The organism is Ruegeria sp. H6, from assembly GCF_056532975.1.
The window spans coordinates 98,587-119,505 of sequence record NZ_JBQFOA010000002.1 but is presented as its reverse complement, the minus strand read 5'-3'; the positions used below and the strand labels follow the sequence as shown (position 1 = coordinate 119,505).

Below are 20,919 nucleotides of genomic sequence, written 5' to 3'. Positions count from 1 at the left end.
ACTGTCATAGGGTGCGCCCGAATGACGATCAAGCACTATGAAAGGCAGGCAATGGAGGCTCGGATGGAAGACGACGCAGATTGGTTTGGGCCGGACGCCGCCACATTCGGAGACCGTGTTGCCGGCGCGCGCGAAGCGACCGGCATGACACAGGTTCAATTGGCACGGCGACTTGGGGTCAAAAAAGCTACGGTCGCTGCCTGGGAGGACGACTTGTCAGAGCCTCGTGCCAACAAGCTTTCCATGATGGCGGGGATGCTGAACGTCTCGATCATGTGGCTGATCACGGGCGAAGGAGAGGGCACCGAGGCGCCCCACCTATTGGGGAACGATCAGGCCGACCTGGTGCCGCTTTTGGCCGAGATACGTGCCATCCGCGGAGAAATGCGCGCCAGCGCGGAACGTTTGGCGCGGGTTGAAAAGACACTGCGCCAGAAGCTGGAGCAACCCTCGTGACCGAACCGCGTGAAACGCGTCTGAAACGCCTGAAAATGCGGTCGATGCGCCGTGGTATCAAAGAAATGGACCTGATCCTGTCGGCCTATGCGGATCGGAATCTGGGCGCCATGGATGAGGCCACGTTGGATTTGTATGAGGCGCTTTTGCATGAAAACGACCAGGACCTGTACCAATGGGTAACTGGCCAGGTTGCGACCCCTGTCAGCTATTCGGCGATGATCTCGGATATCGCGCAGACGTTCCAAAAGTAGATTTCCAGACCGCTTAACCGATTTTTCGGAAATTCGCGTCATCTTGCCCCAAAGCGGCACGAGTGAATCGGAGGATCGGATGAGTATGGAAATGCAGGTCTCCGTGCAGGGGAACAAGGGGTTCATGACCAGCTACCTGGAGGCGCTGGCGCTGGTCGAGCGGTTGCACCGTCTGTTGCTGGACGTGATCAAAGACGAGTTTGAACGGGTTGGCATCCTTGAAATCAACGCCGTGCAGGCGTTGCTGCTGTTCAACATCGGTGATCACGAGGTCACGGCGGGCGAACTGAAAAGCCGCGGGTACTATCAGGGAAGCAATGTCAGCTATAACCTGAAAAAGCTGGTCGAAATGGACTATATGCACCACCAGCGATGCGAAATCGATCGCCGCTCGGTTCGGGTCAAGCTGACACCCAAAGGGCGCGAAATTCGCGATATCGTGACAGAACTGTTTTCCCGCCATGCAGACGGGTTGCAAAGCCGGGGTGTGTTGACCGGGGATGGCATCGAGGACATCACCGGGTCTTTGCGGCGGGTTGAACGATACTGGACGGACCAGATCCGGTATATCTACTGATCGTGAAGGCGAAGGTCTGAAAGTGCCAGACCCCGTAACTCACGTTCGAGTTTGCGGCGCATGGCCCGCTCAAAATCGTCGAACCCGTCGGCAATTTCCATGAACGCGCCGGGTCCGTGCAACACGTTGTCCCGGTAATAGGGGATCAAGTCGAGCTCGCCCTCGAAATCGGCAGCGTTGATGACCAATCCGTTAACGGTCACTGCATCGAAGGGAAAGTGTCGATACGCGTTTGACGGCTCATACCCGTCATTGTTCTTGCCATCACCGGATATGTCGATGGTCTGGAACAGACACCGCGGCGCGCGCTGTAGCAGGGTGGCGCCATAGGCCAGCGCATGACCCATCGCGGTGGGGGATTCGTTTGTCGACCGGCGAGACATACCTACCTGCTGCGCGGCAACCAACAGATCGGCCGGGCTTTCCACCAGGTGCCAATCCAACAGAAGAACCTGGTTAAAACTGCCCGACCACTCGTAGACTGCGATTGCGACCGGCAAAGGTGCCGAAAAAAACGCCTCCTGAACCTCGGGTGCGACGAGGGCTGCGGCCAGCCCCTTTCTTTGCAATGCATCTTCGGCGGCATCGACCGAGCTTGAAATATCAATGGCCAAAGCCAGAGCCAACCGGCAGGTCTGAGCGTGAACGGGGCTGGTCAGGGCGACCAGTCCCAATGCTATCAGGTAACGGATCACCAGTGACCGGTGCTTTCCATGCTCGCCCAGGGCTCGGCAGGTTCCAGCGCGTCACCGTTTTGCAGCAACTCGACCGAGATGTTGTCAGGGGATCGGACAAACGCCATACGCCCGTCGCGCGGCGGCCGGTTGATGACAACGCCATTGTCCTGAAGCAGCTGGCAGGTCTCATAGATATTGTCGACGCCATAGGCGAGATGACCAAAGTGACGACCATCGCTGGGCAGCCCATCGTCACCGTCCCAGTTATATGTCAGCTCAATCGGTGCATCCTCCTGACCCGGAGGGGCCATGAAAATCAACGAAAACCGCCCGGCCTCGCTGTCATAGCGGCGCGTCTCTTTCAGACCGAGCAGCGCATAAAATGCCATCGATTTTTCCAGATCCTTCACGCGGATCATGGTGTGAAGATATGTCAGCCCCATCGTGGCTTCCTTTTTTGCTGTTGATCCTTGGCAGCTTAGCGCAGGCCCGCGTGGTGTCGAGGGGCGATCACTATAATCTGATTTTTGCACCAGTTACCGCACATGTCGCGGTTCCAGAGGCTGTGCAGTCGATATATAGTGGTCATCGACTCATTGCTGGAAAGGACAATTTCATGCCGCTGTCTTCCGAACACCTGGCCGAAATCGAAGCGCAACGCGCGCAATCAACTCCGACGCGCCGCGTTGTGGCCCAGGGTATGGAAGATCACCTGTATACAGCACATCAGGTTCTGGACCATGGTTTCGTCCGGGTCATCGACTATATGGGCGATGACGCCGCGATCTGTCAGGCGGCGCGCGTGTCTTATGGCAAAGGCACCAAGTCGGTCCAAAATGACGAGGGCCTGATCCGCTATCTTATGCGCCATTGGCACTCGACCCCGTTCGAGATGTGCGAGATCAAGCTGCATGTGAAGCTGCCGGTCTTTGTCGCGCGCCAGTGGATCCGCCACCGGACAGCGAATGTAAATGAGTACTCGGCCCGGTATTCGATTCTGGATCGCGAGTTCTATATCCCCGCGCCAGAACATGTCGCCGCGCAATCCGAAGTGAACAATCAGGGACGCGGTGAAGCGCTGCAGGGGGAAGAGGCCGCGCGCGTGCTCGAAATCCTCAAGGCGGACAGCGCCCGGTGCTATGACAATTACGAGGCGATGATCGGGCAGGATGGCCAACAGGGGCTGGCGCGAGAGCTGGCGCGGATGAACCTGCCGGCCAATATCTACACGCAGTGGTACTGGAAGGTGGACCTGCACAATCTGTTCCATTTCCTGCGGCTGCGTGCCGACCCTCATGCGCAATATGAGATCCGGGTCTATGCCGACACGATGTGCAAGATCGTGGCCGACTGGGTCCCCTTTGCCTATCGCGCGTTCGAAGATTACCGGCTGGGTGCGGTGAATCTGTCGGCCCAGATGGTGACGTGCCTGCGGCGGATGCTGTCCGGCGAAGCGGTCACACAGGAAAATTCGGGCATGACCGCGCGCGAATGGCGTGAGTTCGAGGATGTGATCCGCGAGGCTTAATACCGCATATCATTTGTCTATACGTCTCGTCATGGCTCTGTTACAATCGGGTCATGACAAACAGCAGACATCTGTGTGGCATTTGCCTTGCCCTGTCGCTTGCTCTTCCTGTGCAAGCAGCGTCGCCCATCGCCGAAATCCTGTGTGAACCCACGGGCCGGATGCATGAAAAACTGACACGTCAATTCGGGTCAGAGCGTGCGGCAACGGGAATGCGCAGCCCGGAGCAGATTATGGAGGTCTGGACCAGCCATTCAGGCGATTGGACGATGGTAGTAACCTATTCGTCCGGGACGTCCTGCATTGTGGCGATGGGGCAAGACTGGACCCCTCTGACCGTCGAAGCGCCGGCGAAAGGGTAGGGTCTTGGTAAACGGTCAACGGCCGAAATTGGCCGCTAACCTATTTTGAACTCCGTCAATGACGGGTGCGTTTATAATGGCTTCAAATCAGCCGCCATCTGGCGTCCGTCGCGTCCGTCCTGCAATTCGTACGAGACTTTCTGATTGTCGGCGAGTCCGGTCAAACCGGATCGTTCCACGGCTGAGATATGAACAAACACGTCCTTGCCGCCTTCGTCGGGGGCGATAAACCCATAGCCTTTCGTGGTATTAAACCACTTCACGGTGCCAGTTGGCATTTCCCGTGTCTCCTTCTACTTTCACGTTGTCCCACAAATAGGTGGGGCTGTGGTTGGCGCGACCGCAACACATCACTGTTTCGCCCGAACGATACGGCCTGGATTGCGTGTTTCACCTTTTTCAACATTGCACGGTAAAGTAAAAAATCAAGAATAACTGGGCTAAGATTATCAAATTGCCCAATATTGTATCAGATACGGGAACAACCAAAATATGCGCCTTTATGGGTTGAAGACATGCGATACGTGCCGCAAGGCACTGAAAACGCTTGATAATGCAGAATTTGTGGATGTCCGGTCGGACGGCGTGCCCGAAAATGTGATGGTCGAAGCTTATGATCGCTTCGGCAAAGCCTTGCTCAACACACGTTCCACAACCTGGCGCAATCTGGATGAAGCAGAACGTGAACGCCCCGTTCTGGATCTGTTGGCGGACCATCCGACCCTTATGAAACGCCCTTTGATCGAGTCCGAGCACGGGATGACGCTGGGTTGGACGGATGAGACGCGCAAAACCCTTGGGGTTGCGTGATCGCGTACCTATGTGATCTCAGCAAGTTTGGAGAATGAGTGATGCGCAACGCAGCAATGATACTGGGCATCATTGCCGGTCTGATCGGAATGATCGTGGGATTCTTTGGTTACGGATTTGTCGAACTGGTCGACAGGTTTGGTGAGATCGAAGGAATTGCCGAGCAGGTGGATAATCCGGCCTTGATCCAAACCGCATCGATTATGGCACCTCTGTTGGCCATAGTTGGCGGTGCAATGTCTCATGCGCGCGCTTTGATCGGTGGGGTCTTGCTGCTGCTGTCAGCGGCAGGAATGTACTACGCGTTTGGTTTTGGTATCTTCACCGCGTTCCCGATTGCCTTTGCCGGGGTGGCAGGGGTCCTTGGGCTCGCCGCAGGAAAACCGGACGAGCCCAAGGCGCATTTCTAGGTCACTTCACCCGCAGGATGCGATCCAGTGAAAGAGGGCCAGCGCCGTTGATCAAGATCACGACCAGCAGGAAGGTCCACATGGTCCGCTGATCCAGCACGTTGGGGGCCGCTGTAAAGAAATTTCCCAGCTGCGCGCCGTGGCCAGAAACATCGACGATTGTTTGCACCCAGACAAAGCCGATCATGCCCAACGCCGCAAGGCGCGAGAGCAAGCCAACGAGCAGAAGGGCAGGCAGGATGAATTCCGCCCAGGTTCCCGCAACGGCAATCACCCAGTGAAAAAAGCCAAGCTGAGAACTGTCATAGCTGACAGCCTCCATCGCTTTGGGGAAAATCTGGACATAAGCGCCGTCCGACGGGAACAGAAATCCAAAGAAACCGCTTCCCAATTTGGTCGTGGCCGAGTTCCAGTAGTAGATCAGCAATGTCGCCGCAAAGACCAACCGGGCCAGAGTCGGGGTAAGCCAGTGGGACGTGATGTCCAGCTTTCCCAATGTGTTGTTGTGAATAGAGATCAGAGCATTCATACCTCTAGCCTTTCGATGTTCACGGAAGTTATTGCGCCGCTTTGCAACAGCAGCGCCAGAGTGGTTCCAAGGTCAAATTCGGGGGTGCTGGCAACGGTCATTTCATATGCGGTGCCAATGGGTTGTCCGTCTTTGATAAGGTTGATCCAGTCTGCGCCACCCTCGGGCAGCAGATAGGGAATGGCGTCATATTCGGGGCGCGCCACTAGAACGTCCTGGGCGCTGGCTTGCGGTTTTGGCGCATCGTCCTGGGTATTGTATTGCCAGATCGCAAAAATCGGCCATTCGGATTGAAGGACCTGAACGGCCGGCGCCAAAGTCAGTCGGGCCTGCATCAAGTCTTCCGGCGCTATGTTTAGTGCATCGGGGGCGATGCTTGCTGCATCCGCCGCGTGATAGGCGCGGCGCAAGGCCAGTTCCAGCCGGGCAATATCCGGCAGGTAGGGCAAATGCGACAATTGCTGCATGCCTGCCAGAAAGGCTGGGAACTCTTCGCCGTAAAACATCATCAAAGGCGACGACGGAGGATATTGGCGCAGGAAGATCCCTGCCAGACCGTCCATGTTCTGAGGGCCAAGCAGTTTGGTGATCACCGGGAAGGCCTGATGCATCGCCTCGGTCAAAGAGACGGCCACGTTGTTACGATAGACACTAAAGCGTATTCCCGCTGGCTGCGCCTCGGCGTCCTGCAATCCGGCGGGGACGGGTTGGTTTGCGTCCAGCAACGCGGCGCGGAATGCCGTTTGGGACACGCTCATGCCGGCACGCGGTCCAGGGCCTTCTGCGCGCGCTCGGCCTCCGCCCGCAAGACAGGCCAATCGGGGACATCCGTGTCCCACTCGATCAGGATCGGCTTGTGCCCGGACTGATCCAAAACATAGTCCAACAGGGTCCAGACCGGGTCGACCACTTCGCGCCCATGGCTGTCAATCAACAGGGGATGACCGTGTTCATCTTCGTCTTCATCATGGCCGCCCAGATGAATTTCACCAACCTTCTCAAGCGGATATGCGTCGATATACCCCTGCGGTGAGAAATCCAGGTTGGTCGCCGAAACAAAGACGTTGTTCACATCCAGCAACAAACCGCATCCTGTACGCTTTGATACCTCGCGCAGGAAATCCGGCTCGGACCAAGTGCTTTCTGCAAAGGCCAAATAGCTGGAGGGGTTCTCCAACAGCATCTGCTGACCGACAGTGTCCTGGACCTGATCGATGTGCTCGCAAATCCGATTCAACGTGGCATCGGTATAGGGCAGGGGCAGCAGGTCGTTCAGGAAATGGCTGTCATGGGTGGACCAGGCCAGATGTTCGGAAAAGCTGGCGGGTTTCAGCCAGCCAACCAGATGTTTCAGACGCGCGAGGTGATCGGGATCCAGAGGGCCTTCGCCCCCGATCGACAGGCCAACACCATGCACGGAAACGGGAAACTGTTCGGAAAGGTGGCGCAGCTGAGCCAGAGGTCGGCCGCCGTCACCCATATAGTTCTCGGCGTGAATCTCTAGCCAAGCAACAGGTTTTGCGTGTTCAAGAATCTGGGTGAAGTGCTGTGGCTTATACCCAACGCCCGGGGCGGAGGGCAGGCGATTCGATCGAAGAGCGTCATCCAACATGAGCCTGTTCCTTGATCACGAAGAAATGGGGCGGGCGATCATGCCCGCCCCATGTGTTCGTTGCGTCGACCTTATGCCGGCAGGTCGCGTTCCAGCGGCTCGAGCGAGCCTTTGCGGTTGTCCGGCAGTTCGATGTCTGCGCAGGTGCCTGCGTCAACCAGGGTCCATGCGTTGCCCTGATAATCGACGGTCGAGGTGCCCGCGCAAGTGGTGCCGGGGCCAGCGGCACAGTCGTTCTGACCGGCCAGCGAAACGCCATAGCATTTCTCTTTGGCTTGTGCGGTGGCGGTTGTGGCAGCGCCAGAAACGGCTGCTGCAACGGCGCTTGCGATAACCAGTGTTTTTGCTGTGTTCGACATCTCGGTAATCCTTGTTAATGACTGCGTATGTCTGCTTGTGACAATGACAAAGGTAGTAACTTTAACGAGCGAGTTGAATTCACGAGCCCGTGTCTCACAACCCCGTCAAAGACTGTCATGGTCTCTTGCAGGTTAACAAACTGTTTTTGAAATGAAAATTAGAAAATGTTTCAATCCGGCCCCGTTTTTGAGGCCGGATTTCGGGCGACATGTCGCCGAATGTTACAGCTGATCCGGCGGAGTCGCCGCCTCCGACAGCTCTTTTGTTACAGCGTCAAGCGGTTGAACCTGCGTCTGTTTTTCACCCAACCTGCGGACACTGACTGTGCGGTGGTCGACTTCGCGGTGCCCAACGGCAAGGATGACCGGAACTTTCCCGACGGAATGCTCGCGGACCTTGTAGTTGATCTTTTCATTGCGAATGTCGGCCTCGGCGCGCACACCAGCGGCGCGCAGTGTCTCGACCACCTCGGCAACATAGTCGTCCGCTTCGGACGTGATCGAGGCCACGACAACCTGACGCGGGGCCAGCCAGAACGGCAGCTTGCCCGCATGTTCCTCGATCAGGATGCCGATGAAGCGTTCGAACGAACCCAGGCAGGCGCGGTGCAACATAACGGGGCGATGTTTTGCGCCATCTGCACCGACATAGGATGCGTCCAGCCGTTCGGGCAGTACAAAATCCACCTGGAACGTACCGCATTGCCAATCCCGACCAATCGCGTCGGTCAGCACGAATTCAAGCTTGGGACCATAGAACGCGCCTTCGCCGGGGTTCAGTTCTGGCTCAACACCCGCAGCGCGGGTCGCGGTCAGCAGCGCCTCTTCGGCTTTGTCCCAGACCTCGTCCGAACCGGCACGCTGTTCGGGGCGGTCTGAAAATTTGACCTTGAAGCTTTCGAATCCGAGGTCCTTGTACACGTCGGTCAGGAAGCCGATGAACCGGGCGCATTCGTCACCGATCTGATCTTCGGTCGAAAAGATATGCGCGTCATCCTGCGCAAACCCGCGGACGCGCATGATACCGTGCAACGCGCCTGACGGTTCATAGCGCGCGCACGATCCGAACTCGGCCATGCGCAGCGGCAGGTCGCGATAGGACTTGAGGCCCTGCTTGAAAATCTCGACATGGCAGGGGCAGTTCATCGGTTTCAGAGCATTCACGGCCTTTTCGCGGGCGTGTTCTTCATCGACTTCGACGATGAACATATGCTCTTGGTACTTGTCCCAATGGCCCGAGCGTTCCCACAGTTTGCGGTCAACGACCTGCGGCGTGTTCACCTCGACATAGCCTCCGTCGCGCTGTTTGCGACGCATATAGTCCTGCAGCTGTGTGTAGATGGTCCAGCCGTTCGGGTGCCAGAAAATCTGGCCCGGGGCCTCTTCCTGCATATGAAACAGGTCCATCTCGCGGCCCAGCTTGCGGTGGTCGCGTTTGGCGGCCTCTTCCAGCATGTGCAGGTGGGCTTTGAGCTTTTCCTTGCCCGTGAACGCGACGCCATAGATGCGTTGCAGCATGGCGCGGTCGCTGTCGCCGCGCCAATAGGCGCCCGCGATGGACATCAGTTTGAACGCGTCGCCCGGTAGCTGACCGGTGTGCTGCAGGTGCGGGCCTCGGCACAGATCCTGCCAGTCGCCGTGCCAATACATGCGCAGCGGTTCGTCGCCTGGAATGGCGTCGATCAGTTCGACTTTGTAGGGTTCGTTGTTGGACTTGTAGAACTCAATCGCTCGGTCTCGGTCCCACACCTCTGTGGTGACGGGATCACGCTTGTTGATGATTTCTTTCATCTTTTTCTCGATGAGGCCGAGATCTTCGGGCGTGAAGGGTTCTTCCCGGTCAAAATCGTAATACCAGCCGTTTTCGATCACGGGGCCGATTGTGACTTTGGTGGCGGGCCAGATTTCCTGTACCGCGCGTGCCATCACATGCGCCAGATCGTGGCGGATCAGTTCGTTGGCCTGTGCCTCGTCCTTCATGGTGTGGATGGCGATCTGCGCATCGGCTTCGATGGGCCATTGCAGGTCCCAGTGCTGGCCGTTCACAGTGGCTGAGATGGCCTTTTTAGCCAGAGAGGTCGAGATATCGGCCGCCACCTGCGCAGGGGTTACGCCTGCGTCATAGGATCGGGAATTGCCATCGGGAAAAGTAAGGGAGACTGACTGTGAGTCCAGGGCCATATCGGCTCTCCTCGTCGGTTTGGCGCCCACTGAACGCCCGGTTGCGGGTTATGAGTGTTCGGCCCATGTGGCAGGTGGTTGCGTTCGTGTCAAGAGAGCGAGCGAGGGGCGCTGTCCCTCGCGCTCCCCGCCGTATTTGGAACGAGAAGAAGATGGGACGAATTGCACTTGGCGGACGGGCGTGCATGATGCTGCAAAAGAAAAGAGGATTTCATGGCGGCGACAGATTTTCTGGAAACGGCACAGGGGCGGCGGTTGGCCTATCACAAGAGTGAGGGCATGGGACCAACCGTTGTTTTTCTGGGCGGTTTGAAATCGGATATGGAAGGTACCAAGGCTTTGCACCTTGAGGCCTGGGCCCGGGCCCGGGGGCAGGCGTTTTTGCGGTTCGACTATTCAGGTCACGGGGAAAGTTCAGGCACATTCGAAGAGGGCTGTATCGGGGATTGGCACGAAGACACGCTGGCCGCCGTAGACGCGCTGACCGACGGGCCGTTGATTGTGGTGGGGTCTTCCATGGGGGGCTGGCAGGCGTTGTTGTTGGCTCGGGCGATGCCCGAACGGATCGCGGGATTGGTCACAATCGCGGCGGCACCGGATTTCACCGAGGATGGGTATTGGGCGTCGTTCACCGACGCGCAACGCGCGGCGCTGGAAGACGAAGGCCAGGTTGAGTTGCCATCGGACTACATGGAGCCCTATGTCATCACCAAACGCATGATCGAAGACGGTCGCACGCGCCTTGTACTACGGTCCTCTTTGGACTTGCCGTTTCCGGTTCGGTTCCTCCAGGGAACGGCGGATACGGCGGTTTCGACAGCGACAGCCGTGCGGTTGCTGGAACATGCCACAGGACCGGACATGCGGTTGTTACTGGTCAAAGATGCCGATCACAGGTTTTCTGACGGGCCGTGCCTTGGGATGATCGAGCAAGCGGTTCTCGACGTGATGGCCAGCGCTTGATGCGCCGGTTTGGGTGGGTGTTGGGTCGCGTGTTGCTGGCGGTGCTTATTCTGGGGGCTGCGGTCTATGTCTTTGGCCCGCGTGAACAGGTGGACCTGTCGCCCGAGTTTGACCCTCGCAAATTCGGGGAAGGTGTTCAGGTCTATTTTGAATCAATCGAGTCCGCGTTTGATGACATCACTCCGGGTGTTGAAAAGCGGGTGATCTGGCAGGATGGGTTCAAGGAACAGCGCACGCCCTATGCGGTTCTTTATGTGCACGGGTTTTCGGCCACGTCAGAAGAGATACGCCCCGTGCCGGACCTTGTGGCGGACGCGCTTGGCGCAAATCTGATCTACACGCGGCTTCAGGGGCATGGGCGTGGAACCGCGCCTTTGGGCGATGCGACGGCCTCAGCCTGGATTCGGGATATCGCCGAAGGGTTGGCTGCGGCGCGCGCGGTTGGGGACAAGGTGATCGTGATCGCAAACTCGACCGGAGCCACCTTATCGGCGGCGGTCGCTGTGAATGAAAACCTGAGTGACAGCGTGGTTGCAATGGTCCTGGTGTCCCCGAATTTTGGAGTGAACACTGCAGGTGCCTGGTTACCCACGCTGCCCTGGGCCCGTCAGTGGATGCCATTGATCATGGGCGAGGAACGCGACGTGTCCGGGCCGGACCCGGAAAAGAACGTGTATTGGACAACGGTGTATCCGTGGAAGTCTATTGTCCCTATGTTCGTACTTGTCGAGGCCGTCAATTCCCTTGATTTTTCGCAAGCCCGCGTGCCTGTGTTGTTCTGGTTCTCGGATGATGATCAGATTGTGCGGTCGGACCTGACCCACAAAGTCGCCAAGGCCTGGGGGGCGCCCGCGACCGTCAGGCTGGTTACGATGGGGGCAGGCGACGATCCGGCTTCGCATGTGGTTGCAGGCAGGCTGATGTCGCCGGGGCAAACCGATGCGGCGGTTGCGGGTATTCTGGAATGGCTGGCGGGCCAAGGGATCGAGTGAACATCTGATGCGCAAACCGGGAAGCATGTGGAGCCTTGAAACTTTGGGACGTGTGCGCCTGTCGCGGCACTTCTACATGCGCGATTTTCTGTATTCAGAGATCGGGAATTTTCACCGAAAGCAGAACATTCCCGAGAACCCCGATCTTGCCATCGAAACCGGTAGCGCCTTCTGCGAAACCCTGCTGGATCCGTTGGAGGAGACCTTTGGCCGCATCGCCGTGCGCTCGGGCTACAGGTCGCCGTCGTTGAACCAATTTGGCAATGAAAACAAACTGAACTGCGCCAGAAACGACAATCCTTTGGAGTGTCACATCTGGGATCATGCAGAGGGAGACCGCCGCATCGCTGGCGCGTCCATTGTCATTCCGTGGTTTGCAGATCGTTTTGCGGACGGGCGGGATTGGCGAGATCTGGCGTGGTGGATGCACGATCACATCGACTATTCCGAGATTTGGTTCTTCCCAAAGCTCTGCGCCTTCAACCTTGTCTGGCGGCCCAAGCCGGTGAAAAGAATCGACAGCTATATTGCACCTCGCGGATGCCTTTTGCGACCGGGGGCGGACCCTGAAGAATCCCGGGCGGAACGGCAGGCGCGCTATGCAGATTTTCCGCCGTTCAAAGGTATCCGCTATCCCTGAACTCGGGCTTGCTCTGGCCGCGCAAAACTCTCATCCTGCCCGCAATTCGTTCCTGAGTGAGGAGGCATCGTGTGTTCGTCGACCCCCTGGTTCTACTCCCTGGATTGATGTGCGATGCGCGGTTGTTTGAACCTCAGGTCCGGGTCCTGTCACGCCGTCGCGCGGTGACGGTTGCACCGATTGGAACTGGTGAACGGCTGGAAGAGATCGCCTCGGGTCTGCTGGATCAGCTGCCGCACCGTTTCGCACTTGCCGGTCAGGGGCTGGGCGGGATGGTCGCGATCGAACTGATCCGAAGGGCACCGGAACGGATAACGCGTTTGTGCCTGATGGCGACGGATGCGCAGGCAGACACACCGCATATCGCGGCTGGTCGTGAAGAATTGATCGTTGGCGCCGCGGCGGGCCGTCTGGCCGAGATGATGCCCAAGGCCATCGGGTCAGACACGCTCGCCCCGGGCCCACAGCGCATTCCGATTTTGAACGACATGATGCAGATGGCGCAGGATCTTGGGGCCGAGACCTTTGTGCGGCAGATGCGAGCTCTGCAGCGGCGCCCAGATCAGCAAGCCTCGCTACGCCGGATCGCGGTGCCGACGCTGATCCTGTGCGGGGCACATGACACGCTGACGCCGGCCCGTAGACATGCCTTCATGGCAGATCTGATCCCGTCGGCGGAATTGAAGGTGATTGATGCGGCGGGGCACTTGCCGTCGCTGGAGGCACCCGATGCCGTGACAGACGCGCTGGAAAGCTGGCTGAGCCTTCCGGCGCGGCTCTCTTAACCGTAAAGGGTGGAGCGTTCTTCTTTGGTCAGAACCGTTGGCACGGCCACGGGTGACTTGGCTGCAACGTCAAAGAAGGGCGTGGATTTCCAGCTGCCTGTTGCCCACGACCGGATCAGACGGCCAAGCAGGCCCAAGGCCGCAAAGCGCAGTTTCTCGTGATGCTGCTTGCCGTTCGGGCCGGGTACAAATCCGCGCGTCGTCACCGGCCCCAGCGCGGCTCTGTCCGATAGACGCGTGGCAATGAAACCGACAAAGGGAAACCGCGCCGTTTGCGGGGTGGTGGCCAATGGGGCGTTGCAGCATTTCGCGTACCAACGCAGCATTCCCTTGGGACTTAGTTGCATGACGGCCAGCTTGTCCTGACCGCTGTCAAAGACGATGTCTTCGGGCAAGGTCTGCATAATATCCACAGGTCCGGGGGCCGGGTCAGGTTGTTCGAAATACAACTGGGCGGCACGGCAATCGTGGCAGAAACACTCGGTATGCGTTCCCAATCTGACGCCACGCGGCGTCACATGTCCTGTCAGCGCACCGCAAGAGCAGGAAAAGGACAACCCGGTTGCCTTTTCCCTCGCCATAGCAGTCAGGCGACCTTGTTCTTATTCGCCGCCCGGCGGCGCGGTTTGCGACTGTTTTCGTTCATGAAATCAATGACCAGCGGGCGGATGTTGTCGCGCCAGCTACGACCGGCAAAGATACCATAGTGACCCGCGCCGGGTTCGACATGGCTGGCTTTCTTGCTGTCCGGCAGGCCGGTACACAAATCCAGCGCGGCGATACATTGGCCGGGGGCCGAGATGTCATCTTTTGCCCCTTCAACCGATTTCACGGCGACATCGGTGATCTTGCCGATATCAACCTTGTGCCCGGCTACAACAAACTCATTCCGGGCAATTTCGCGGTTTTTGAAAATCCGTTCCACGGTGGACAAATAGAACTCGGCCGTCATGTCCATCACGGCGAGGTATTCGTCGTAAAACCGGTTATGCGCATCCAGATCCGAGGCCTCGCCCCGGATGACGCGGTGGATTTGATCGGCAAAGGCCTTGCTGTGACGTTCGCCGTTCATGGACATGAACGAGGCCAGTTGCAGCAGGCCGGGATAGACCATGCGGCCCACCCCTTTATATTTGAAGCCGACGCGCTGGATCATTGTCTCTTCCAACTGACCCATGGTCACGCGGCGGCCGAAATCAGTAACCTCGGTGGGCGTCGCGTCTGGATCGACAGGGCCGCCAATCAGGGTCAGCGTGCTGGGCTGCGCCTTGGGCTCGACCTCGGCCAGATAGGCCGTGGCGGCGAGGGTCAGCGGGGCAGGCTGGCAGACAGCCACAACATGTGCTTCGGGTCCGAGTTCCTTCATGAAATCGACAAGGTAGAGGGTATAATCCTCGACATCGAACTTGCCTTCGGACACAGGGATATCACGCGCGTTATGCCAATCGGTGACGTAAACTTCGCAATTGACCAACAGGCTTTTGACGGTCGACCGCAGCAGCGTCGCGTAATGTCCGGACATTGGTGCAACCAAAAGCACCTTTCGCGGTTGCTCTGGCCGACCGTTGACGCGGAAATGGATCAGGTCACCGAACGGGCGCTCAAGAATGGTGGTTACGTCGACCAGATGATCTTTGCCGTCCTCACCAGTAAAGGTGCGGATGCCCCAGTCGGGTTTGACGACCATGCGCTGAAACGTGCGCTCGGTCACTTCGCCCCAGGCGGCCATCCAGTTGAACGCAGGGTTCGGGGTCATGGAAAACAGCGGGTAAGAGGCCATCGCGCTTGCAGTTGCACCAAGCCATTGGTTGGTGTTGCGCATGGTTTCCATCAGATCATAGGTCATCATGTAGCGCATAAATGGGGCCTCCTGAGTGTCAGCCTGAGAATTCGGACCATTCGTCGCTTTGCCCCCCAGCACCCACGACGTTATTCTGCATAGCAGCAAAGTTACGGGGGAATGTTTAAAATGACAACTACCGATGGCCAGACGACTGAAATGACCGAAGAACATATTGAACGCATTAAAGAAAATATGGAAAAAGTCGAAGAGCTGTCGAAACGGTTGATCGAAGTGATGGCTGGCAAAAAAGGGCATTCCCCCGCTCTTGACGGCCCGAATCAGGAGATTTTTGCAAAAGCAGCAACGGCCTATTGGTCCGAAGCGTGGCAGAATCCCGCCAAACTGCTGGAACAGCAGATCGAGTTCTGGGGCAAGACCGTCCTCAACTTTGCCGAGGCGCAGCAGGCCATGACCTCGGGCGAGGTCGAAGATCACAATACCCCCAAGGACCGGCGCTTTTCCAACCCCATGTGGGACACCAACCCCTATTTCCGACTTATCCGTCAGCAGTATCAGACAAACGCCCAGGCCATCGAACAGGCTGTGGCCTCTGTCGAGGATCTGGAGGCCAAGGACAAACGGCGGCTGGAGTATTTCTCGCAGCAGATCATCGACATGATGGCCCCGACGAATTTTCTGGCGACCAATCCGGATGCGCTGGAAAAGGCAGTCGAAACCGAAGGGCAATCGCTGATCCAGGGCCTCGAAAACCTGGTGTCCGATCTTGAGGCCAATGATGGCGAGCTTGTCGTCAAACTGGCAGATGACAGCGCCTTTGAAATCGGCGGCAACATCGCGACGACGCCGGGCGATGTGATCTTCCGAAACCGCATGATGGAGCTGATCCAGTACAAACCGGCCACAGAGACAGTTCACGAAACCCCGATTGTCCTGTTTCCTCCCTGGATCAACAAATTCTATATCCTTGACCTGAAAACCCAGAACAGCCTGATCAAATGGGTGACCGAGCAGGGCTATACCCTGTTTGTCGTCAGTTGGGTGAACCCGGATCAGACCTACGCCGATGTCGGCATGGAAGATTATATACAGGATGGATTTCTGACCGCGATTGATGTGGTCAAGAAGATTTGCAAGGTCAAACAGGTGAACGCGGTTGGCTATTGCATCGCCGGAACAACGCTGAGCCTGACGCTGTCGCTGATGAAGCAGCGCGGAGACAAATCGGTCAAATCGGCGACCTTCTTCACCACCCTGACGGATTTTGGAGAGCAGGGTGAGTTCACACCTTTCCTGCAGAATGACTTTGTCGATGGGCTGGAAGGACAGATCGCCAAAGACGGTATCCTGCGCGCCTGGATTTTGGGGCGGACCATGTCCTTCCTGCGGTCACGCGATCTGATTTACACGCCAGCTATCCGGAATTACATGATGGGCGAGGCTCCGCCCGCCTTTGATCTTTTGTTCTGGAATGGTGACGGGTCCAACCTGCCGGGCAAAATGGCGGTGCAGTACCTGCGCGGTCTGTGTCAGGGCAACGATTTTGTCGGCGATGGGTTCGAGTTGATGGGCCACAAGCTCAGCATCAAGGATGTGGATGTGCCGCTGATGGCAATCACCTGTGAGACTGACCATATCGCCGCATGGAAGGACTGCTATCGCGGGGTTCAGCAGATGGGCTCGCGGTCGAAGACCTTTGTTGTGTCGGAATCCGGTCACATCGCAGGGATCGTGAACCCGCCCAGCAAAAAGAAATACGGCCACTACACGAACCCCGACCTCAAGGCGGATCCCGATACCTGGCTGAAAGAGGCTGACTTCCACGAAGGGTCCTGGTGGCCGATGTGGGAGGCCTGGCTCAAGAAGCGGTCAGGCAAGCAGATACCGGCCCGAAAAACCGGCGATTCGAAGTACCCCAGCCTTTGCACCGCCCCGGGAACTTATGTTTTGGCCAAAGCAAACGCTTGATTTCAATGTGATGCATTGATTTTTTCTGCGGTGCAGCAAAAAAAACTTGCAATGCTGCGTCGCAGCAATCATATTCCTCTCAGACGGACACTACCGGGGTGGGCCCGGTCCGGTATATGAGGAATTGAACAATGGCGAAGACCCAAGACTTTACCGCGACCCTGAAAGACATGATGGGCGCTTTCCCTGTTGACACCAGCGCTCTGGAAGACGCGTTCAAGTCGACCGCATCGCTGAACGAGAAGCTGTCGGGTGTTGCCCTGGACGCAGCTGAAAAATCGGCAGAAATCTCGAACAAATGGACCAAGGAAACCCTGGCCAAACTGACCGAGATGTCCAAAGCCAAGACAGAGCCGGCAGATTACGCAAAAGCTGCAACCGACTTTGCAAGCGCGTCGGCAGAAGTTGCTGCTGAAAACATGGCTGCTTTCGCTGAGATCGCCAAAAAAGTTCAGACGGAAACCGTTGAACTGCTGATGGCTGCCGGCAAAGAAGCTGCAGAAGACGCAACCGCTGCTGTCAAGAAGGCAACCAACGACGTCACAGCCGCTGCCAAGAAAGCCGCTGCTGCGAAGTAAAAGAACAGCGCGATCCGCACCTACTCCTCCCACATGGTGCAATCGCTTTGGGCAGGTCGATTGACCTGCCCTTTCTTTTTGTGCTGCAGTCGCATAACCTCTGCTGCAATGCATCATCCTTGGGGAGGGCAAACGGTGCCGGAACAAGAAAAACCGCTGTTGATCAAGCGATACGCCAGCCGTCGGTTATACAACACCGAGACCAGCGATTACGTGACACTTGAGGACATAGCGGGTTTCATTCGCGACGGGCGCGAGGTGCAGATCATCGACCTCAAGACCGGTGATGACCTGACCCGTCAATACCTTCTCCAGATCATTGCAGAACATGAAAGCCGGGGCGAAAACGTGTTGCCGGTCAATGTGCTGAACGATCTGGTGCGCAGCTATATGGTGCCGGGCGGGGGCATGATGCCGCAATTCCTGCAAAGCTCGTTCGAGATGCTGCGCGAAAGCCAGGCCAAGATGATGGAAAACATGAGCGCGATGAACCCCATGTCACAGATGCCGGGGTTCGAGGCGATGCAGGCGCAGCAACAGGCCTTTCTGAAGGCGATGACGGGCGGCTGGTCCGGTCACGGCAAGGAACAGGGCGAAGAGATCGAGTCCAAGGAAGATTTGGACGATATCAAAAAGCAGCTGGCTGAGCTGCAGAAGAAGCTGTCCAGGCTGAATTGAACCAAACCACTCGGGCCGAATTCAGCCGCTGGGCGTTGTGCAAAAACGCCAGAAATCAAAACGCGCCAATCCAAGCCGGGATTGGCGCGTTTTTCGCAACTGATCTAGTGCCCTGCGGTTCAGGTGCCGTAGACTGGCATCGGGCCAGTGACATCGGCAACTGACGCCAGCAGGATGTCCGCGATCACGTCCAACTCATCCCGGGTCAGGCGCACAGGCAAGCGCACGTCGCATGCATTCATCAGCATCGCGCGGGTTTGCGGCAACTCGAACGTCTCGGGCAGGAATTGCCAGTTCCAAAAGGCCCGCGCGTTGTCTTCGCTCAGCCCAAAGACCTGAACCTTGACGCCGCGACCCTCGGCTGCTGCTGCAAACGCGCGGATTTCGACCTCATCCATGCCAACAAGGTTGAACTGGATCGAATCCGGCGCGCGCCGTTCGGGCGCAAGCGGGGCAGGCACGTCGATATAAGGAGATGTATTCAGGCGCCCGGCCACATAATCATGATTGGCCAACCCGTCACGCACGCGCCGCGCCAGTTCCGGGATTTGCGGGCGGATTACGGCGGCGCTGAGGTTGCTCATCCGCAGGTTATAAAGCGGCAGCTTGTTCTGCCAACGGGCAAAAGCCTGCTCCAACTCGGGCGAGTTGTCGCCATGCGGTCCTTTGTGCTTCTTCCAGTTATGCTCATAAGCGCCGGACATGATCACAGCGCGGGCGACCAGATCCGCGTCATCGGTGATCAGGATGCCGCCTTCACCGGCATTGATCATCTTGTAGGATTGGAAGGAAAAACAGCCGATCTTGCCGATGGTGCCGATGTTGCGGCCATGCCAGGTCGTACCCAGTGAATGGGCCGCATCCTCGATCACGGGAATGTCGCGCGCGTCGCACAGGTCCATGATCGCGTCCATGTCCGAGGTGTGGCCGCGCATATGGCTGATGATGACAGCCTGAGCGTTATCCAGCTTGGCCGCGAAATCCGCCATGTCGATGCGATAGTTCTCGGCCACTTCGCACAGAACCGGGACGCAATCCGCATGGACGACAGACGAGGGCACCGCGGCAAAAGTAAAGCCGGGGATCAACACCCGCGCATCACGCGGCAGGTTCAGCGCCTTGAGCGACAGGAACAACGCGGCAGAGCACGAAGACACGGCAAGCGCGTATTTTGCCCCCAAAAGCTCGGCAAATTCGGACTCAAGCAGGGCAACTGGGGCATCCTGCGGTGCGGTATAGCGAAACAGGTCACCAGATTGCATCAGGGCGTCGATGGCGTCTTTTGCGGCTGCGGGGATGGGTTCGGCGTCATGAACGTTCGGAGGAATCGTCATATTTGGATTTCCTAAATTCTAACTTTGGGAAATATAAAGCTGATCCCTGCGCAATAAAACCCCTCAATCACCCGGTGGGCGAAATTTCACCAATCTGTCGTATTTTGCTGAGATCAGAGCCCAAGCCGGTCGCGCAGCGAAAACCAGGTCATCGCAAGAACCAGAAGAGGGCTCCGCAATGCGGGACCTCCGGGGAACGGTAGCGCGGGCACACGTGCCATGGTGTCAAACCCTTCGGCCTGCCCTTGGACTGCCAATGCCATCAACTGCCCGGCATGGGTGGCGGTGCCCACGCCATGACCGGAATAGCCCGAGGCGGACAGGATGTTGGGTGCGATCCGCGTCAAATAGGGCATACGCCGCATGGTAATTGCCAATGTGCCGCCCCAGGCGTAGTCGATCTTTACGTCGCGCAGTTGTGGAAAGATCTCGGCCATCGGTTTGCGGACCTTGGCAGCGATGTCAGATGGAAACCGATAGCCATAGCTTTCGCCGCCGCCAAACAGCAGCCGTCCATCAGCACTGAGACGAAAGTAATTCACCACGAATTTCGTATCCGCGACAGCGACATCGCGGGTCAGGACCTTGGCGGTGTCTGCGCCCAAAGGCTCGGTCGCGGCGATGAAATTATTGATCGGCATCACGCGCGCTGCGACTTTGCGATTCAGATCCCCAAGATACCCGTTGCAGGCCAGAATGATGTGATCGGTACGGACAGAACCCGCCTTGGCGCGCACCTTGGCCGGTTGACCGTCTTCAATACCGGTGACCTCGGTGCCTTCATACAGGCGCACGCCAGCCTTCGCTGCGGCCTGCGCCAGACCCAGCGCATAGTTGAGTGGGTGAAGATGCGCGGCCCCCATGTCCAGATACCCGCCTTTGTAGGCAGGGGAGGGGCAAAGCGCGTGCCCCTCGGTCTCATCCAAGAGGTCGAGCTGGTCATAGCCATAACGGTCAGACAAATGCGCGGCGTGTTCGTGCAGTTCGTTTTGTTCCGCAACGGACAGCGCCAGTTCCGCTACGCCGGGCTTCAGATCACAGTCGATCTGGTGCTTTGCGATCAGGGATTTGACCAGATCTTTGGCGTCTTCCGCCAGATCCCACAGCTTGGCGGCATCGTCATTCCCGACCAGGCGTTCCAGGCTTTCCTGATCCATGCGTTGTGCACTGCCCAGTTGACCACCATTCCGGCCAGACGCACCGAACCCGACGCGATGCGCCTCCAACAGGACAACATCGAACCCTGCCTCTGCCAGGTGCAGGGCGGCGGACAGGCCGGTATAGCCACCACCGACGACGCAGACATCGGCTTTGACCTCACCTTCAAGCGCGGGAAACCGGTCGATTGAATTGGCTGTGGCGGCGTACCAACTGGCCGGATACTCGGCTTTTCGATCATTGGAATAGAGCAGGTTCATCTTCTTC

At 57.7% G+C, this 20,919-nt stretch carries 26 protein-coding genes; 14 read left to right on the top strand and 12 right to left on the bottom strand.

Going from position 1 to position 20,919, the window contains the following annotated elements; translation table 11 throughout:
- Positions 1 to 21: 21 nt before the first annotated feature.
- The 3 genes from ACR0AG_RS05270 to ACR0AG_RS05260 all read left to right on the top strand — a co-directional run bounded on the left by ACR0AG_RS05270 (position 22) and on the right by ACR0AG_RS05260 (position 1,287).
- Positions 22 to 456 carry a helix-turn-helix domain-containing protein gene (locus ACR0AG_RS05270; RefSeq protein ID WP_480837107.1) on the top strand — a complete coding sequence of 145 codons (435 nt, stop codon included), beginning with the start codon at positions 22 to 24 and terminating at the stop codon, positions 454 to 456.
- Entirely contained in the window at positions 453 to 710 is a 258-nt protein-coding gene (locus tag ACR0AG_RS05265; protein ID WP_480837105.1) for a succinate dehydrogenase assembly factor 2, read from the top strand. Before ACR0AG_RS05270 ends, ACR0AG_RS05265 begins: the two co-directional genes overlap by 4 nt.
- Positions 711 to 789: 79 nt before the next feature.
- Entirely contained in the window at positions 790 to 1,287 is a 498-nt protein-coding gene (locus tag ACR0AG_RS05260; RefSeq protein ID WP_480837104.1) for a MarR family winged helix-turn-helix transcriptional regulator, read from the top strand.
- Here the strand turns inward: ACR0AG_RS05260 and ACR0AG_RS05255 are convergent.
- Together ACR0AG_RS05255 and ACR0AG_RS05250 are read right to left on the bottom strand one after the other, a co-directional pair.
- Entirely contained in the window at positions 1,281 to 1,985 is a 705-nt protein-coding gene (locus tag ACR0AG_RS05255; protein WP_480837743.1) for a DUF1194 domain-containing protein, read from the bottom strand. The two genes, ACR0AG_RS05260 and ACR0AG_RS05255, sit on opposite strands and share 7 nt — an antisense overlap.
- Positions 1,979 to 2,407: a VOC family protein gene (locus ACR0AG_RS05250; protein WP_480837102.1), complete on the bottom strand. Its 429-nt coding sequence runs from the start codon at positions 2,405 to 2,407 to the stop codon at positions 1,979 to 1,981. Before ACR0AG_RS05250 ends, ACR0AG_RS05255 begins: the two co-directional genes overlap by 7 nt.
- 173 nt (positions 2,408 to 2,580) lie before the next feature.
- Here ACR0AG_RS05250 and thyX point away from each other — a divergent pair, with 173 nt between their 5' ends.
- Together thyX and ACR0AG_RS05240 are read left to right on the top strand one after the other, a co-directional pair.
- Entirely contained in the window at positions 2,581 to 3,492 is a 912-nt protein-coding gene (thyX, locus tag ACR0AG_RS05245; RefSeq protein WP_480837100.1) for an FAD-dependent thymidylate synthase, read from the top strand.
- A 53-nt stretch (positions 3,493 to 3,545) separates the two neighbouring features.
- A complete protein-coding gene (locus ACR0AG_RS05240) occupies positions 3,546 to 3,854 on the top strand; it encodes a hypothetical protein (protein WP_480837098.1) in 309 nt (102 codons plus the stop codon).
- 71 nt (positions 3,855 to 3,925) lie between these two features.
- On the opposite strand, the gene ACR0AG_RS05235 is transcribed toward ACR0AG_RS05240, so the two are convergent.
- Positions 3,926 to 4,132, bottom strand: coding sequence for a cold-shock protein (locus tag ACR0AG_RS05235; RefSeq protein WP_008758035.1), 207 nt, complete (start codon positions 4,130 to 4,132; stop codon positions 3,926 to 3,928).
- 214 nt (positions 4,133 to 4,346) lie between these two features.
- Here ACR0AG_RS05235 and ACR0AG_RS05230 point away from each other — a divergent pair, with 214 nt between their 5' ends.
- Together ACR0AG_RS05230 and ACR0AG_RS05225 are read left to right on the top strand one after the other, a co-directional pair.
- Positions 4,347 to 4,664: an arsenate reductase family protein gene (locus ACR0AG_RS05230; RefSeq protein ID WP_480837095.1), complete on the top strand. Its 318-nt coding sequence runs from the start codon at positions 4,347 to 4,349 to the stop codon at positions 4,662 to 4,664.
- A 41-nt stretch (positions 4,665 to 4,705) separates the two neighbouring features.
- A complete protein-coding gene (locus ACR0AG_RS05225) occupies positions 4,706 to 5,074 on the top strand; it encodes a hypothetical protein (protein WP_480837093.1) in 369 nt (122 codons plus the stop codon).
- A 1-nt stretch (position 5,075) separates the two neighbouring features.
- Here the strand turns inward: ACR0AG_RS05225 and ACR0AG_RS05220 are convergent, their stop codons facing one another.
- The 5 genes from ACR0AG_RS05220 to thrS form a co-directional block, all read right to left on the bottom strand.
- On the bottom strand, positions 5,076 to 5,603 hold the full coding sequence (locus tag ACR0AG_RS05220) for a hypothetical protein (RefSeq protein WP_480837091.1): 528 nt from the start codon (positions 5,601 to 5,603) through the stop codon (positions 5,076 to 5,078).
- Positions 5,600 to 6,361 (bottom strand): HvfC/BufC family peptide modification chaperone, encoded by a 762-nt coding sequence (locus tag ACR0AG_RS05215; RefSeq protein ID WP_480837089.1) that lies wholly within the window; start codon positions 6,359 to 6,361, stop codon positions 5,600 to 5,602. Before ACR0AG_RS05215 ends, ACR0AG_RS05220 begins: the two co-directional genes overlap by 4 nt.
- Entirely contained in the window at positions 6,358 to 7,215 is an 858-nt protein-coding gene (gene bufB / locus ACR0AG_RS05210) for an MNIO family bufferin maturase (protein WP_480837087.1), read from the bottom strand. Before bufB ends, ACR0AG_RS05215 begins: the two co-directional genes overlap by 4 nt.
- Positions 7,216 to 7,286: 71 nt before the next feature.
- Positions 7,287 to 7,574: a BufA1 family periplasmic bufferin-type metallophore gene (locus ACR0AG_RS05205; RefSeq protein WP_480427760.1), complete on the bottom strand. Its 288-nt coding sequence runs from the start codon at positions 7,572 to 7,574 to the stop codon at positions 7,287 to 7,289.
- A 222-nt stretch (positions 7,575 to 7,796) separates the two neighbouring features.
- The gene (gene thrS / locus ACR0AG_RS05200) at positions 7,797 to 9,755 is read right to left on the bottom strand and encodes a threonine--tRNA ligase (RefSeq protein WP_480837085.1); all 1,959 of its coding nucleotides are present in this window, start codon (positions 9,753 to 9,755) and stop codon (positions 7,797 to 7,799) included.
- Between the two features lie 213 nt (positions 9,756 to 9,968).
- On the opposite strand from thrS, the gene ACR0AG_RS05195 reads away from it, so the two are divergent.
- The 4 genes from ACR0AG_RS05195 (at position 9,969) to ACR0AG_RS05180 (ending at position 13,135) form a co-directional block, all read left to right on the top strand.
- A complete protein-coding gene (locus ACR0AG_RS05195; protein ID WP_480837083.1) occupies positions 9,969 to 10,718 on the top strand; it encodes an alpha/beta fold hydrolase in 750 nt (249 codons plus the stop codon).
- Positions 10,718 to 11,710, top strand: coding sequence for an alpha/beta hydrolase (locus ACR0AG_RS05190; RefSeq protein ID WP_480837081.1), 993 nt, complete (start codon positions 10,718 to 10,720; stop codon positions 11,708 to 11,710). Before ACR0AG_RS05195 ends, ACR0AG_RS05190 begins: the two co-directional genes overlap by 1 nt.
- A 25-nt stretch (positions 11,711 to 11,735) precedes the next feature.
- Complete coding sequence (locus tag ACR0AG_RS05185; RefSeq protein WP_480837742.1) at positions 11,736 to 12,350, top strand: hypothetical protein; 615 nt, start codon at positions 11,736 to 11,738, stop codon at positions 12,348 to 12,350.
- A gap of 71 nt (positions 12,351 to 12,421) precedes the next feature.
- On the top strand, positions 12,422 to 13,135 hold the full coding sequence (locus ACR0AG_RS05180; RefSeq protein WP_480837078.1) for an alpha/beta fold hydrolase: 714 nt from the start codon (positions 12,422 to 12,424) through the stop codon (positions 13,133 to 13,135).
- Here the strand turns inward: ACR0AG_RS05180 and ACR0AG_RS05175 are convergent.
- Both ACR0AG_RS05175 and phaZ read right to left on the bottom strand, forming a co-directional pair.
- Positions 13,132 to 13,716 carry a DUF6151 family protein gene (locus ACR0AG_RS05175; protein WP_480837076.1) on the bottom strand — a complete coding sequence of 195 codons (585 nt, stop codon included), beginning with the start codon at positions 13,714 to 13,716 and terminating at the stop codon, positions 13,132 to 13,134. The genes ACR0AG_RS05180 and ACR0AG_RS05175 overlap by 4 nt on opposite strands.
- Positions 13,717 to 13,721: 5 nt before the next feature.
- Positions 13,722 to 14,993, bottom strand: a complete 1,272-nt coding sequence (gene phaZ / locus ACR0AG_RS05170) for a polyhydroxyalkanoate depolymerase (RefSeq protein WP_480837074.1) — start codon at positions 14,991 to 14,993, stop codon at positions 13,722 to 13,724.
- A 111-nt stretch (positions 14,994 to 15,104) separates the two neighbouring features.
- On the opposite strand from phaZ, the gene ACR0AG_RS05165 reads away from it, so the two are divergent.
- The 3 genes from ACR0AG_RS05165 (at position 15,105) to phaR (ending at position 18,160) form a co-directional block, all read left to right on the top strand.
- On the top strand, positions 15,105 to 16,904 hold the full coding sequence (locus tag ACR0AG_RS05165; RefSeq protein WP_480837072.1) for a PHA/PHB synthase family protein: 1,800 nt from the start codon (positions 15,105 to 15,107) through the stop codon (positions 16,902 to 16,904).
- 131 nt (positions 16,905 to 17,035) lie between these two features.
- A complete protein-coding gene (locus tag ACR0AG_RS05160; protein WP_480837069.1) occupies positions 17,036 to 17,482 on the top strand; it encodes a phasin family protein in 447 nt (148 codons plus the stop codon).
- Between the two features lie 135 nt (positions 17,483 to 17,617).
- Positions 17,618 to 18,160 (top strand): polyhydroxyalkanoate synthesis repressor PhaR, encoded by a 543-nt coding sequence (gene phaR / locus ACR0AG_RS05155; RefSeq protein ID WP_480837067.1) that lies wholly within the window; start codon positions 17,618 to 17,620, stop codon positions 18,158 to 18,160.
- A 119-nt stretch (positions 18,161 to 18,279) separates the two neighbouring features.
- On the opposite strand, the gene ACR0AG_RS05150 is transcribed toward phaR, so the two are convergent.
- The gene (locus ACR0AG_RS05150; RefSeq protein WP_480837066.1) at positions 18,280 to 19,494 is read right to left on the bottom strand and encodes a DegT/DnrJ/EryC1/StrS family aminotransferase; all 1,215 of its coding nucleotides are present in this window, start codon (positions 19,492 to 19,494) and stop codon (positions 18,280 to 18,282) included.
- A gap of 113 nt (positions 19,495 to 19,607) precedes the next feature.
- On the bottom strand, positions 19,608 to 20,912 hold the full coding sequence (locus ACR0AG_RS05145; RefSeq protein WP_480837064.1) for an NAD(P)/FAD-dependent oxidoreductase: 1,305 nt from the start codon (positions 20,910 to 20,912) through the stop codon (positions 19,608 to 19,610).
- Positions 20,913 to 20,919 lie beyond the last annotated feature (7 nt).